At 70.2% G+C, this 13753-nt stretch carries 12 protein-coding genes and 1 pseudogene; 8 read left to right on the top strand and 5 right to left on the bottom strand.

From position 1 onward, the window contains the following. Positions 1-3 precede the first annotated feature (3 nt). Positions 4-624, bottom strand: a complete 621-nt coding sequence (locus ACFVH5_RS05210; protein WP_385832178.1) for a histidine phosphatase family protein — start codon at positions 622-624, stop codon at positions 4-6. 119 nt (positions 625-743) lie between these two features. Then, positions 744-1249: pseudogene (locus tag ACFVH5_RS05205) on the bottom strand (CoA-transferase); the annotation flags it as partial. A 45-nt stretch (positions 1250-1294) separates the two neighbouring features. On the opposite strand from ACFVH5_RS05205, the gene ACFVH5_RS05200 reads away from it, so the two are divergent. The 3 genes from ACFVH5_RS05200 to ACFVH5_RS05190 all read left to right on the top strand — a co-directional run bounded on the left by ACFVH5_RS05200 (position 1295) and on the right by ACFVH5_RS05190 (position 3986). Next, positions 1295-1699 (top strand): VOC family protein, encoded by a 405-nt coding sequence (locus tag ACFVH5_RS05200; protein WP_385832177.1) that lies wholly within the window; start codon positions 1295-1297, stop codon positions 1697-1699. Positions 1700-1903: 204 nt separating this feature from the next. Then, complete coding sequence (locus tag ACFVH5_RS05195; protein WP_385832176.1) at positions 1904-2989, top strand: LacI family DNA-binding transcriptional regulator; 1086 nt, start codon at positions 1904-1906, stop codon at positions 2987-2989. A 94-nt stretch (positions 2990-3083) separates the two neighbouring features. After that, entirely contained in the window at positions 3084-3986 is a 903-nt protein-coding gene (locus ACFVH5_RS05190) for a DUF1963 domain-containing protein (RefSeq protein ID WP_385832175.1), read from the top strand. A 104-nt stretch (positions 3987-4090) separates the two neighbouring features. Here the strand turns inward: ACFVH5_RS05190 and ACFVH5_RS05185 are convergent, their stop codons facing one another. Both ACFVH5_RS05185 and ACFVH5_RS05180 read right to left on the bottom strand, forming a co-directional pair. Next, positions 4091-4960, bottom strand: a complete 870-nt coding sequence (locus ACFVH5_RS05185) for an alpha/beta fold hydrolase (protein ID WP_385832173.1) — start codon at positions 4958-4960, stop codon at positions 4091-4093. 69 nt (positions 4961-5029) lie between these two features. Then, positions 5030-5944 carry an acetylxylan esterase gene (locus ACFVH5_RS05180; protein WP_385832224.1) on the bottom strand — a complete coding sequence of 305 codons (915 nt, stop codon included), beginning with the start codon at positions 5942-5944 and terminating at the stop codon, positions 5030-5032. Positions 5945-6693: 749 nt separating this feature from the next. Here ACFVH5_RS05180 and ACFVH5_RS05175 point away from each other — a divergent pair. From ACFVH5_RS05175 to ACFVH5_RS05155, 5 genes are all read left to right on the top strand, one after another. Then, a complete protein-coding gene (locus tag ACFVH5_RS05175) occupies positions 6694-7938 on the top strand; it encodes a sugar ABC transporter substrate-binding protein (protein WP_385832172.1) in 1245 nt (414 codons plus the stop codon). A 35-nt stretch (positions 7939-7973) separates the two neighbouring features. After that, the gene (locus tag ACFVH5_RS05170; RefSeq protein ID WP_385832171.1) at positions 7974-8954 is read left to right on the top strand and encodes a carbohydrate ABC transporter permease; all 981 of its coding nucleotides are present in this window, start codon (positions 7974-7976) and stop codon (positions 8952-8954) included. Then, entirely contained in the window at positions 8951-9847 is an 897-nt protein-coding gene (locus ACFVH5_RS05165; RefSeq protein WP_385832170.1) for a carbohydrate ABC transporter permease, read from the top strand. The genes ACFVH5_RS05170 and ACFVH5_RS05165 overlap by 4 nt, the downstream gene beginning before the upstream one ends. Before the next feature lie 174 nt (positions 9848-10021). After that, a complete protein-coding gene (locus ACFVH5_RS05160) occupies positions 10022-11224 on the top strand; it encodes a glycoside hydrolase family 1 protein (protein WP_385832169.1) in 1203 nt (400 codons plus the stop codon). Between the two features lie 171 nt (positions 11225-11395). Further along, entirely contained in the window at positions 11396-12814 is a 1419-nt protein-coding gene (locus ACFVH5_RS05155; protein ID WP_385832167.1) for a glucoamylase family protein, read from the top strand. A gap of 23 nt (positions 12815-12837) precedes the next feature. Here ACFVH5_RS05155 and ACFVH5_RS05150 read toward each other — a convergent pair whose 3' ends face one another. After that, the gene (locus ACFVH5_RS05150; RefSeq protein WP_385832165.1) at positions 12838-13704 is read right to left on the bottom strand and encodes an alpha/beta fold hydrolase; all 867 of its coding nucleotides are present in this window, start codon (positions 13702-13704) and stop codon (positions 12838-12840) included. Positions 13705-13753: the final 49 nt, after the last annotated feature.

The following is a 13753-nucleotide window of genomic DNA, read 5'->3' as shown; positions in this document are numbered from 1 at the left end:
GACTCACCGGTCCGCGCCCGCTCCGGCGGCGTCCAGCGGCTGCCCGAGCCGCAGGTTCCACCGGCCGCCGCGTCCACTGACCGTGGTGGACGTCAGCGGCGGCACGTCGATCCGCCAGAAGGCCGCGGCAGGCGCTCCCAGCACGTGCGCCACCGCGGCCCGTACGACGTCCGGTTCGACGACGGCGAGCGTACGGCCGTCCGTGGCCGTGACCGTACCCGTACCCGTGTCCGTTTCGGCGGAGGACTCCAGCCAGCGCGCCACCCGGGCGCAGAAGTCGGCCACGGACTCCCCGCCGTGCGGTGCGGAGGCCGGATCGGCCAGCCATCGGGCCACGGCCTCCGGTTCGGCCGCGGCGACCTCGGCGAGCGTACGGCCGCGCCAGCGTCCCGCGTCCAGTCCTGCCAACTCCGCCGTCTCCACCGCGTCCAGTCCGAGCGCGGCGGCCGTCTCCCGGCACCGCACCGAGGGAGAAGCCACGACGCGCGCGGCCGACGGCAGGGATCCTGCCGCGGCACGGGCCTGCGCCTCCCCGCCGGCGTCGAGCGAACCCCCGTCGTCGAAGCGCGCCTGACGCAGTGCCGAACTCATCGCGGGCGAGACGAATGTGATGCGGTGGGTCATGCGCCCGCTTCCCGTGTTTCCCGTGTCGCTTTGCTGAGCGTGTCCATGCTGGCGGATGCTACCGCCGGGGCTGCATGCGATCGACGCATCGCATCGACGCAGCAGATCGGTGCGTGCGGTCAGCCCCGCACCGGCGTCCCCGAACGCGCCGCGATCTCTCCGGCCGTCACGCCGGGGGCCCTTTCCACGACCGTCAGCCCGTCCGCCGTGATGTCGAAGACACCCAGATCGGTGATGACACGATGGACGCAGGCGCGGCCGGTGAGTGGCAGCGTGCAGGTGTCGACGAGCTTCGGCGTCCCGTCCTTGGCGGTGTGCTCCATCAGCACGGTCACCCGCCGGGCACCGTGGACCAGGTTCATGGCACCCCCATCCCTTTGATCATCTTTCCCGGGACACTCCAGTTGGCCAGGTCTCCCGCGGCGGACACCTGCGGGGCGCCCAGGACGGCCGTGTCGACATGACCGCCCCGGATCATGCCGAAGGACAGCGCTGAGTCGAAGAAGGAGGCCCCGGGCAGGACGGTCACCGTCTCCTTGCCCGCATTGATCAGGTCCGGGCCGGCGCCCGATGAGCCGGTGCACGACCGGTCGTCCGGCGACACCACGGGTGGCACCCGGCGGGGCGACGGCCCGGCCCGGGAGAAGACCGTACGGGCGTGCGCTGACCGATGACACGCTTCGACCACGTGGGCATCTCCGTGCCCGACCTGGAGGCCGCCACCGCCTGGTACTGCGATGCGCTGGACCTCACCGCGGCCCCGGCGTTCGCGATCCCGGGCACCGATCTGCGCGGGGTCATGCTCCTGCACGCCAGTGGCTACCGCATCGAACTGCTCCACCGCCCCTCGGCCCGCCCGGGCCCGACACCGGGCAGCGCCCTCGACGCGGCGGCCACACACGGCTTCGGCCATATGTGCCTGTGCGTCGAGGACGTGGCGGCGGAGTTCGCACGACTCGTCGCGGCCGGCGCGGGAGTGAGCATGACTCCGCGGTCGGCTCCACGCCCCGGCGCCGTCATGGCCTTCGTCGCCGACCCCTACGGCAACCTCATCGAACTGCTCGACCGCGACTGAGGGGGCATGTCCGTTCAGCCCTTCAGCCGTTCAGCCGTTCAACCGGTCGGGCTCGTCGGGCTCGGTCGGGCTCGGTCGTGGACATGGCCGGTCAAAGAGGTTCCGGTTGCCTCACAGGCGTGCACGCCCCTAGTGTGAATGCGCTTTCATCGCCATGCATGCATCACAAGAGACGGGGGCCTGACCCATGAACGGCGCCGCATCGTGAACGCGAATCCCACGGTGTACGACGTGGCCGAACGTTCCGGAGTGTCCATCGCCACGGTGTCCAGGGTGTACCGCAGCCCCGACTCCGTACGGGCCGCCACCCGCGAGCGCGTGCTGGCGGCGGCGAGCGAGCTGGGATACGTGCCGAGCGGCAATGCCCGGGGTCTCGCCAGCCGTTCCACCGGTGTCCTCGGCCTGTGCTTCCCGGACTACTCCGACCCCGACACGGTCGGCGCCGAGGACGACGACGCCGCGATGCTCTACTCGGACCAGATCATCCGGGGCATGGAACGCGCGGCCCGTCGGCACGGGTACGCGCTGCTCATCGCGGCCTCCCTCGCCGGGGGCCCGGAGAGCCTGGTGGCCCAGGTCGCCGGCCGTGTGGACGGCTTCGCCGTGATGGCCCGCACGGTGCCGACGGAGGAACTCGAAGCGATCTCCCGGCGCCGGCCGGTGGTGATGCTGGCCGGACCTCGTGCGAAGGACCCCTCCCTCGACCATCTCGACCACGTCGAGGTCGCCAACGAGGACGGCCAGTACGAGCTGACCCGGCACCTGGTCCACGACCACGGGCTGCGCCGCCTCGCCTACGTGGGACTCGTGGACGACTCACCCGATGTCGAGGCACGTTTCCGGGGTTTCCGCCGCGCCTGCGTCGAGGCGGGCGTCGAGGCCGCCGTCGCACCGGCCCTGCGCATGCCGATGATGACCCAGGCCGAGGGCGCCCGCGCCGCTCGCCTGCTGTGCGAGGGAAGCGGCGACCGGCCCGAGGCGTTCGTGTTCGCCAACGACCAGATGGCGGTGGGCGCGCTCCAGGCCCTCGAACACCGTGGCCTGCGCGTACCCGACGACGTCGTCGTGACCGGCTTCGACGGCATCCCGCTGAGCCGTATGGTGCGCCCCGCGTTGACCACCGTGCGCCAGCCGATGGTGCGTATGGGGGAGGAGGCCGTCGACCTGCTCGTACGACGGCTGAGCGGACAGCCTCCGCAGGAGCCCGTCTCCCTGATGCTGCCGGTCAGTGTGGCCCGCCGGGCGAGCTGCGGCTGTGAGGAGACGACGGTCCTGCCGACGGTCGTCTGAGGTTCGTCCGGCCGCCCACGGCCTGACGATTGTCCGGCCGCCCACGGCCCGGTGCCGGAGCCTGCGTGTCAGAGCCTCCCACTACGGTTCGACCATGACTTCTGGCATGGCTTCCGAGATGCAGGACCGGTTACGGCTGTTCCGTGACGAGGCGATCGCGCGCGGCGTCCCGGCCGACGACGTCGAGCGATGGACGAACCTCGCCCGCCCGTGCGCGACGCTGACGCAGGGCGAGGGCGAGGGCGAGGGCGAGGGTGAAGGCGGCGGAGGCCCGGTCGTGGGCCGGTTCGGCGGGCCGCTCCTGCTCCCCGCCGACACACCGGATCCGGAGCACCCCTTCGTCGCCTCCATAGACCTCGCGGCCCTGCCCGCCGACGCGACGGACCTCCCGCTGCCTCCCGACGGCCACCTGCTGCTGTTCGCCTTCCCCGAGACGGCGGACGACCACGAGACCATGGGCAGCGCGGTGTACGTACCCGTCGGCACAGCCGTGGTGGAACGGGACAGCCACGCCTGGAACCCCCACGACTTCGACGACTACGAGGCGATGTTCCAGGAGTTCCCGCAGGGTCCGCTGCGGGCGACGGCCGAGGTGTCGCTGCCGTACCACCACGCGGTCGAGATCTCCGGGCAGCCGGGGAGCGGACCGCTTCCCGGACACCCGCGCTCGGAGGAACTCGTCGCGGCCTGGGACCACACCCGTGGCGCCATCGCTCCCGAAGGGCCGCTGCAGATCGGGGGATACGCCGACGAGGAGGTCGTCTACACGGACCCGGTCGCCCGTGCCGTGTTCAGGGTGCTGCGGGCGGCGGAAGCGGACCGCTGGGACGGGCCGGTCTCGGACGATGTCGCGGACTGGGTGCTGCTGGCGGACTGGCATGCGGGCATGGACGTACAGGGCTGGGAGGGTTCCAGCGTCCACTGGGTGATCCAGCGGACGGACCTGGCGGCGCGGCGCTTCGACCGCACGTTCACCGAGGTGTTCTGGAACCCCTGATCCGGGCCGAGTGCCGGCACCGGGTCGCGGGTCCACGTCCCAGCAGCGGGTCCCGGAGCCAGGTCCCGACACCGGGTCCCAGAGCTGAATTCCAGTGCCGGATCTCAGAGCACCTGGATCAGTTCGTCCAGCATGCGGTCGGCGGCGCCCACGGCCACCGAGAGGTGGCCCTCACCGTCTTCGAGGTGGACCACGGCCCGCGGAAGGTTCGCCGCGAGCCACTGCCCGTGGGCGAACGGCACCATCAGGTCTTCGCTGCCCTGCCAGACGAAGCCGGGCACCGTGATCTCCTCCAGCGAGAACCCCCAGGGCCTGGTGAACGCGAGATCGTCATCGACCCAGCCGTCCACGCCGAGCCGCAGTCCCTCCGCGAAGTTCGCGGCCAGATCCTCGCCGAGCTCCTCCGTCAGCGCGGCACGGTCGACCGGGGACAGCACGCTCCGCATACCGGCGATCAGTCCCGCCGCGTCGGTGTCGCGCAGTCCGGCCGCCTCCTTCTCCAAGTAGGGGCGCAGCGCGGCCTCCCCGCGTACGGTCAGGCCGAATTCCTCGATGTTCCCCTCGCCCATGCCGGCCAGGAAGTCCATCTCCGGCAGGCCGTACGGCGCGACTCCGGCGATGACCAGGACTCCGGCGACCCGGTCTGCCAGTCGTGCCGCCGTGGCCAGGGCGTGCGGCCCGCCGCCCGACCAGCCGCTGACCAGGCAACTAGGCGCACCGAGGTGGTCGAGCACGGCCCGCACGTCCGAGGCCACGTCCACGACAGCGCGTCCCGGCGCGCGCGTGGACCCGCCGTACCCGGCACGGGAGAAGGTCACGAACCGCAGCCCGCGTGCGTGAGCGGCGCGTTCCATGGAGCGGATCGGCCGCAGGCTGCCGGGGGTGCCGTGGTGGAAGAGCAGCGGAATCCCGTCCGCGGGCCCGGTCACGGCCATGTCGAGCTGTCGGCCGTCGAGCGTCGAGATCGTTGTCATGAGGGGAAGTGTGCACGAGCCGGCGAGTCGCCTGTTTCCGGTGGCCGGTTATCTCCTCCCCTCCCCTCCTCACCCCATCCACGATCCGAAGAACTCCGACGTGACCTGCCCCAGTTGTCGTCGCTGCTCCGCCTCACCCGGGTAGGCATGGTGCCCGGCGTCCAGAACCTCCAGTCGGCGTGGACCGGCGAGCGCGTTGTGCACGGCGAACTGGCCCGGCGGTGGCACGACCGGGTCGAACAGGGCGCAGGCGGACAGCACCGGGATACGCAGGTGTGTCGCCGCGGTCGCCGCGTCGAAGTAGGCGAGGACATCGAGGGCTTCCGGATGCTCGCGTACATGGGTGCGCACGGACTCGCCGCTGCCGGTGCAGGGGAGGGTGCACCGCAGTGGGTGGTTCCCGAAGGTCGGCAAGGTCAGCCCGGCCGCGGCGAACCGGTCGTCCCAGGGCGGCGCCAGCGCGCCGATCCCGCCGCCGAAGCTCTCTCCGAGGTAGCCCAGTCGCCTGCCGTCCAGCGCGGCCGAGGGAACCAGTTCCAGCAGGGCCGAGGCGGCGCCCCACACGGCCGCGACGCAGTCGCCGATGAGGTAGGTGTCCCGCGATCCGATGCCGTGCAGGACGTGCCCGTCCGGGTCCGAGGGCACCCCTGGCCGCAGCCCGAGAGCGGGAAGGCCGGGCGCGATCGGCAGGATCGCGGCGGACTCCGGTAGCGGAAGAGGGATGTCGGCGCCGACATCCTTGCGTCCGCCGTAGCCGTGCCCGATGACGAAACCATGGCGTACGGGCCCGTCGCACGGTAGCGCCAGCAAAGCGGCACACCTGCCGCCGAGTGCGTCGTAGAAGACCTCGTGCACGCGGAAGCCGTCGCGCTCCTCCACGACCTCGCCGAGCAGTGGCCGCGGCTCCACCCGAGCCGCCGCGTCCCGCCGCCCCCGCCAGAAGCGGCCAAAGTCCGCGGGCTCACGCGGAACCCCCACGACCAACAACTCCTCAAGCCCGTACCCACCACCCGGACCCCGCGCAGAGAAGCAAAATGAAGAAGCCACACACAGACTGTAACCACCCCACCCCATCCCCCAGAGGCCCACGCCCCCCACGAAAACCGCCACCCGACAGCAGACCGGAGCCCCGAAAGGGGCGCGGGGAACGGCGCGCTGAGCCCTCCACGACCGTCACCCAACGTCGGGCGGGAGGGCCCCGGAGGGGGCGCGGGGAACGGCGCGCTCAGCCCACCACAACCCGCACTCGACAGCGGCCCGGGGCCCGGAAAGGGGCGCGGGGAACGGCGCAAACAGCCCACCACAACCCGCACCCGACAACGGACCCCCCGAAAGCGCCGCGAGGCGGTCGCGGGGAACGCCACAAGTCCCCCACCCCCAACCCAACCCCATCCCAACCCCATCCCAACCCCATCCCCACCCCAAGCGGAGCGCCACCCCATGCAATGATCCGTTTTGCGTTGCTCCCGCACAGACTGTCCCCCACCCCCTCCCTGGCTGTCCCCCACCCCCTCCCCGGGCAGGGCCAGGCAGTGGAACACCAGAACCAGCCCACAAAATGTCCCGCCCGTTACGGGAGTGTGACCAAGCCCCCTCTTGCCAGGCCAGGAATCACTGCCACAGAGTGATGTATGCGCTTACAGGCAGCGCATACATCATGAATGTCAGGCGTACACCTCGGCCGTGAACTTCAGCCGTGGACGTCAGTCAGAACGCTCAAGGAGGAGCCGCCCATGAACCGCGCCGCCGCAACCGGGTCGATCGCACTCACCCTGGCGTCTGCCCTCACCCTCACCGCCTGTGGCGGTTCGGGTGGCGCGGGCGTGGCAGCAGACGCCAAGCAGACCCTGACCGTTTGGGCGATGGGCACGGAGGGGGAGAAGCTCGGCGACGTGGCCGAGGAGTACGAGAAGACCCACTCCAACCTCACGGTCAAGGTCACCCCGATCGGCTGGGACGTGGCCCACCAGAAGCTGGTCGCCGCCGCTGCCGCGGGCAAGCTGCCCGACGTGATGCAGATGGGCGGAAGCTACCTGGGCGAGTTCGCCGACATGGGCGTCCTGGAGCCGGTCGACTCCAAGACCGTCCACGAGACCGACTACTTCCCCGCCGCCTGGCAGCAGGGTTCCTACGACGGCAAGACCTACGGCGCCCCGTGGTACGTCGACACGCGCGTCCTCTTCTACCGCACGGACCTCGCCAAGAAGGCCGGCATCGAGAAGGCCCCGGCCACCATGGCCGAGCTGCAGAGCGCAGCCGAGGCGTACCAGAAGCAGGCCGACACCAAGTGGGGCCTGTCCATCCAGCCGGGCGGCCTCGACACCGTACAGAGCTTCTACCAGTTCCTGTACTCCGCCGGCGGCGCCATCATCGACGAGGACGGCAAGGCCGCCGTGAACTCCGCCGCGGCCGTCAAGGCGCTGGAGAACTACGGCAGCTACTTCGACAAGGGCCTGAGCGAGAAGTCCGTACGCCCCGGCTACGACGTCACCAAGGACTTCAACACCGGCGCCGTACCCATGTTCTTCGGCGGCCCCTGGCTCACGAACCTCATCGACGAGAACTACCCCGACCTCAAGGACAAGTGGGCCGTCGCCCCCGTACCCGCCGACGTGGCGTCCGTGTCCATGGCCGGCGGTTCCAGCCTGGCCATCTCCGCCGACAGCGACCACAAGGCCGCCGCCAAGGAACTCGTCGCCTACCTCACCGGCGCCAAGGGCCAGGCCGACTGGTTCGAGCGGACCAACGACCTGCCCGCCAACACCGAGGCCTGGACGACCGGTGACCTCGCCGACGACCCGACCATGCAGGTGTGGCGGCAGCAGATGGACACCGCCCGCGCCACCCCCTCCCAGCCCAAGCTGACCGAGATCACCTCCAAGGTGGACACCGCCATCGAGTCGGTCACCCAGGGCAAGTCCTCCGCGAAGGAAGCGCTGGACAAGGCCCAGTCCGAGATCGAAGGCCTCGTGCAGTAGCAGGCAGCAGGAGGCCGTAGGAGAAAGTCCCCCTCATGTCCCTCACCACAGGACCGGCCGCCCCGCAGGCGGCGGCCGTCGACAAGAGCCCGCACGGCGGTGGCAAGGCAGGTCGCAAGCGCCGTGCCAACCGCTCGCTCAGCAAGCACAATCTGACCGGATGGCTGTTCTCCACACCGTTCCTGGTGTTGTTCGGCGTCTTCATGCTCTTCCCGATCGTCGCCACGCTCCTGATGAGCTTCACCGACTTCGGCGCCCGGAACGTCACCCGGCCGCTGGAGGCGGAGTTCGTCGGCCTGGACAACTACACCCGGCTGTTCCAGGACGACAAGTTCCTCAAGGCCCTTTTCAACACCGCCTACTTCGTGGTCGTCGGCGTACCCGCGACCATCGTCCTCGGACTGCTCGCGGCGATCCTGCTGAACAACGGCATCCACCGGGCCCGCACCCTGTTCCGCGTCGGCTTCTACGCGCCGGTCGTCACGACCATCGTCGCCGTGGCCGTCGTCTGGCGCTTCGTGCTCGACCCGTCCGACGGACTGATCGCCTCCCTCGCCTCCGAAGTCGGCCTGACCGCACCGGACTTCCTCGGCTCGGAGACCTGGGCGATGCCGTCCCTGATCGCCATGGCGGTGTGGCGCAACCTGGGCACCGTCATGGTGCTGTGCATCGCCGGCCTCCAGGCGATCCCCACGGACGTCCGCGAAGCGGCCCGTCTCGACGGCGCCGGAGTCTGGCAGGAACTGCGCGGCATCACGATCCCCCTGCTGCGGCCCACCCTGCTGTACGCCACGGTCATCACCACCATCGGCTACCTGAACGTCTTCGAGGAGCCCTTCGTGATGACCCAGGGCGGCCCGTCCGACTCCACGCTGACCGTGTCGCTCGACATGTACCGCGAGGGCTTCAACTTCTTCCACATGGGCTATGCCAGTGCCATGGCGTACGTCCTGTTCGTCGTGATCATGGGCATCACGGTGCTCCAGCTCCGACTGCTGAAGGACAACACCCGATGACCGCCGAGACCGCCGAGAAGACCCCCGAGGCCCCGGCCCACCCGGCCCGCCCGGCCCTCCGACGCACCGGCCGGGGGCGCACGCCGCTGCTGTACGTGATCGCCTCGGTCGCCCTGCTCGTGATGGCCGCCCCGTTCCTGTGGATGGCACTGTCCGCGTTCAAGACGAAGCAGGACCTCACGGCGAACCCGCCCGTGTGGATCCCCTCCCGCTGGACGCTGGACAACTTCACGTCGCTGCTCGACCAGCTCGACATGCCGCAGTACTTCCTGAACTCGCTGATCGTGGCCGTCCTCGTGACCGTCAGCAATCTGCTGTTCTGCTCCATGCTCGGCTACGCGCTGGCCAAGCTCGACTTCACCGGGCGCTCCAAGGTCTTCGCACTCGTGCTGGCCGCCCTGATGGTCCCCGGCAACCTCATGATCCTCCCGCTGTACGTGCTGATGAACGGCCTCGGCCTCATCGACACGTACGCCGGACTGGTCCTGCCCTTCGCGGCGGGCGCGTTCGGAGTGTTCCTGATGCGGCAGTTCATGCAGTCCGTGCCCGACGAACTGCTGGAGGCGGCCCGTCTCGACGGCGCGGGGGAGTGGTACATCTTCTGGCGGATCGTGATCCCGCTGGTCAAGCCCGCCCTCGCGACGCTGACGATCTTCACCTTCCTCGGTTCCTGGAACAACTTCATCTGGCCCCTGATCGCCACCAACGATCCGGACAAGTACACCCTCCCGGTGGCGCTCGCGACCTTCGCCAACGATCCCAACCGCACGGTCGGCGGTGGCAACGGCATGCTGATGGCCGGCTCGCTCCTCGTCGTGCTCCCGGTCCTGGCCGTGTTCGCCGTCCTGCAACGGCACTTCACCCAGGGCATCGCGACGGCGGGCCTGAAGTAGCCCACCGGGCACCTCTTTCCGCGGACCTCCTCCGGCCTCCGTGTGCCCGCTTCTCCCGGCCTCCCGCACCCGCCGGCCGATCGGTCCCTCCGCCGACCCCCGGGCCGGATCGCCATGCCACCACCATCGCGACTCCCCACTCCCACCCCCACACCAGAAAGACAGATACGGACGATGACGTACTCCACCACCCGCTTCCCCGACGGCTTCCTGTGGGGCGCCTCCACCGCCGCCCACCAGATCGAGGGCAACAACGTCAACAGCGACTGGTGGCGCAAGGAGCACGACCCCGCCGCCGGGATCGCCGAGCCCAGCCTGGACGCCTGCGACAGCTACCACCGCTGGGAGCAGGACATGGACCTGCTCGCCGAACTGGGCTTCACCGACTACCGGTTCAGCATCGAGTGGGCCCGTATCGAGCCCGTCCGCGGCACCTTCTCCCGCGCCGAGATCGCCCACTACCGCCGGATGGTCGAAGGCGCCCTCGCCCGCGGGCTGCGCCCGATGGTCACCCTGCACCACTTCACCGTCCCGCAGTGGTTCGAGGACTTCGGCGGCTGGACCGCCGACGGCGCGGTCGAACTCTTCGCGCGGTACGTCGAGGAGTGCGCGCCCGTCATCGCCGACGGCGTCCGGCACGTGTGCACCATCAACGAGCCGAACATGATCGCCGTCATGGCAGGCCTCGCCAAGACCGGCAACCAGGGCTTCCCGCCGGCCGGTCTGCCCACCCCGGACGAGGAGACCACCCGCGCGGTCATCGCCGCCCACCACGCGGCCGTCAAGGTCATCCGCGCAGGTCACCCCGACATCCAGGTCGGCTGGACCATCGCCAACCAGGTCTACCAGGCCCTGCCCGGCGCCGAGCAGGGCACCGCCGACTACCGCCACCCCCGCGAGGACGTCTTCATCGAGGCCGCCCGCGGCGACGACTGGATCGGCGTGCAGTCCTACACCCGCACGAAGATCGCCGAGACCGGGCCCGTCCCGGCGCCGGACGACGTCGAACGCACCCTCACGCAGTGGGAGTACTACCCGGCCGCCGTCGGGTACGCGCTGCGCCACACCGCCGAGGTCATCGGTGACGGCACCCCGCTGATCGTCACCGAGAACGGGATCGCCGCCTCGGACGACAGTCGTCGCGTGGACTACTACACCGGCGCCCTCGGCGAGGTCGCCGCCGCGATCGAGCACGGCCTGAACGTGCAGGGCTACCTTGCGTGGAGCGCCCTCGACAACTACGAATGGGGCTCGTTCAAGCCGACCTTCGGGCTCATCGCCGTGGACCCGCAGACCTTCGAGCGCACGGCGAAGCCGTCCGCCGTGTGGCTCGGCGGCCTCGGCCGCGACCGCGTCCTGCCGCGCACCGCGGTCTGACCGCATCCCCCAGACCGGGAGCCGGCCGGCACCTGACACCGGCCGGTTCCCGCCCCACCCCCACTTCACCGCGCCACCCCGCATTCCATCGCCTCACCCCTGTACCGCCGTTCAGCACCACGGACACGCACCCTTCCGCCTGCCTGCTCACCGCAGAGGAGCCAGAGCCGCATGAACCGTCGTAGCTTCCTGACCGCCGCAGCGACCACCGCCGCCACGTGCGCCACGTCCCTCACCGGCACGGCCCACGCCGCCCCTGCCGGGCGGACCGACACCGAACGCCGCCTGTTGCGCGACTGGTTCGTCGCGACCCATCGCTCGATGGAGGCCATGACGACCGAACTCGGCCTGGCCGCCGACAAGATCGACGTCAGCGGCAGCGGGACGCCCGTACCGTCCGCGCAGACCTCACCGACCAACATCGGCTGCGGCCTGTGGTCCACCGTCGCGGCAGCCGGACTCGGTGTCATCTCCGCGGCCACCATGCACCGCCGGCTGGCCCGCACGATCGCCGCCGTGGAACGCCTGGAACGTGCCCACGGGATGTGGTTCAACTGGTACGACGCGCACGACGGTTCACTGCTGACGGCCTGGCCGGAGACCGGCGACCCGATACGGCCCTTCCTGTCCAGTGTCGACAACGCGTGGCTCGTGACCGGCCTGCGGATCGCCGCGGACGCCGCCCCCGAACTGCGTCCCCGCGTCGCCGCCCTCCTCGCCGACGCCGACTGGTCGTACTACTACACGCCCTACGACCCGGCCGACCCCGTCGCCGGTCCCGGGCAGTTGCGCGGTGGCTTCTGGCCGGACAAGCCGGGTAAGGGCGAGCCCACGGGCCACCACTACGGCGCCCTCAACACCGAACCCCGGATGGCCAGTTACCTCGGTATCGCCGACGGCTCACTGCCCACCGAGCACTACTGGCACCTGCTCCGCACCATGCTGCCCGGCATGGGCCAGGAACAGGAACCGCGGGGCGAGTACGTCGAGATCGACGGCGTGCGTGTGTGGGAGGGCCACTACACCTACCGTGGCCGGGACCTCGTCCCCACCTGGGGCGGTTCCATGTTCGAGGCGCTGATGGTTCCGCTGTTCGTGCCCGAGTCCGAGTGGTCCCCGCGTTCCTGGGGCACCACCCACCGGCGTTACGTCCGCAGCCAGATCGAACACGGCCTGATCGAGGAGGACTTGGGGTACTGGGGCTTCTCCCCGGCCTCCATACCCGCTGGCGGCTACCGGGAGTACGGCGTCGACGCCATCGGTATGCAGGAGGACGGCTACAACTCCCTGGGCGTCGTCACCCCGCATGCCTCCTTCCTCGCCCTGCCCCAGGCCCCTGCCGAGGCCCTTTCCAATCTCCGCGCCCTGGACCGTGCCTTCGGCGCCTACGACGACCGCTACGGTTTCCGCGACTCGGTCGATGTGACGACCGGCCGCGTGAGTGACCACGTACTGGCCCTGGACCAAGGCATGATCACCGCGGCCATCGCCCAGCATCTGCGCCCCGGTCTGCTCCAGACCCCGTTCCGCACGGCGGGCTTCAACGCTCGGGTGCGTCCGCTGTTGCGCAAGGAGCGGTTCTCCATCTGAGAATCCCGGGCCACGGTCCGCCCTCAGCCGGTGGCGGTCAGGAACCCGCGGATGTACCCGGCGACGGTGTCCAGGTGGCTTTCGAGCAGGAAGTGGCCGCCGCCGGGTATCAAGTGGATCTCCGCGTCCGGCAGATCCCGGGCGAAGGCGCGCGCACCGTCCGGGCCGAAGATCTCGTCGCCCGCGCCCCACACCGCGAGGAGGGGGACCCGGCGTTCCCGGAAGTAGGCGTGCAGCTCGGGGTAGAGAGGCGGGTTGCCGGCGTAGTCGGCGAACAGGGCGAGCTGTACGAGGTCGTTGCCCGGCCGGTTGACCTCGCGGTGGTCGGCGGCCCAGGTGTCGGGGTCGACCAGCTCGGGCCGGTCCACGCCGTGCAGATACTGCCAGCGGATGGCGTCGAGCGAGAGGGCGGCCCGGACGGCAGGTTCGGTCTCCGGCCCCGGGCTGTCCCAGTACGCCCGCACGGGCTTCCAGAACTCCGGTACGAAACCGTCCTCGTATGCATTGCCGTTCTGAGTGATCACCGCGGTGATCGCGTCCGGGTCGCGCAGGGCCAGCCGCCACCCGATGGGTGCGCCGTAGTCCTGCACGTACACGGCGTAGCGCGTGACGCCGAGCTGGTCCAGCAGGGCTTCGGTGATGTCGGTCAGGGAGTCGAAGGTGTAGGTGAACGCGTCCGCGGGCGGGGTGTCGGAGTTGCCGAAGCCGAGGTGGTCGGGGGCGATGACATGGAAGCGGTCGGCCAGCGCCGGAATGAGGTGGCGGAACATGCGCGAACTGGTGGGAAATCCATGCAGCAGCACAAGGGTGGGGGCCTCGTGGGGCCCTGCCTCGCGGTAGAAGACGCGATGCCCCCGCACTGTCGCGTACTGATGGCGGATCTCGACCATGGCTAACCCCTTCGATGGTTCATGACGGTTACCCCTCGGCGTCAAGTAG

Source organism: Streptomyces sp. NPDC127119, from assembly GCF_042677425.1.
In the GTDB taxonomy this organism is placed as follows: Bacteria; Actinomycetota; Actinomycetes; order Streptomycetales; family Streptomycetaceae; genus Streptomyces.
This window is presented reverse-complemented; position numbering and strand designations above follow the sequence as displayed.

Coding starts and splice junctions, on each gene's coding strand:
- ACFVH5_RS05210 (WP_385832178.1), bottom strand. CDS start 624: ATGACCCACCGCATCACATTCGTCTCGCCCGCGATGAGTTCGGCACTG.
- ACFVH5_RS05200 (WP_385832177.1), top strand. CDS start 1,295: ATGACACGCTTCGACCACGTGGGCATCTCCGTGCCCGACCTGGAGGCC.
- ACFVH5_RS05190 (WP_385832175.1), top strand. CDS start 3,084: ATGACTTCTGGCATGGCTTCCGAGATGCAGGACCGGTTACGGCTGTTC.
- ACFVH5_RS05185 (WP_385832173.1), bottom strand. CDS start 4,960: ATGACAACGATCTCGACGCTCGACGGCCGACAGCTCGACATGGCCGTG.
- ACFVH5_RS05175 (WP_385832172.1), top strand. CDS start 6,694: ATGAACCGCGCCGCCGCAACCGGGTCGATCGCACTCACCCTGGCGTCT.
- ACFVH5_RS05170 (WP_385832171.1), top strand. CDS start 7,974: ATGTCCCTCACCACAGGACCGGCCGCCCCGCAGGCGGCGGCCGTCGAC.
- ACFVH5_RS05165 (WP_385832170.1), top strand. CDS start 8,951: ATGACCGCCGAGACCGCCGAGAAGACCCCCGAGGCCCCGGCCCACCCG.
- ACFVH5_RS05160 (WP_385832169.1), top strand. CDS start 10,022: ATGACGTACTCCACCACCCGCTTCCCCGACGGCTTCCTGTGGGGCGCC.
- ACFVH5_RS05155 (WP_385832167.1), top strand. CDS start 11,396: ATGAACCGTCGTAGCTTCCTGACCGCCGCAGCGACCACCGCCGCCACG.
- ACFVH5_RS05150 (WP_385832165.1), bottom strand. CDS start 13,704: ATGGTCGAGATCCGCCATCAGTACGCGACAGTGCGGGGGCATCGCGTC.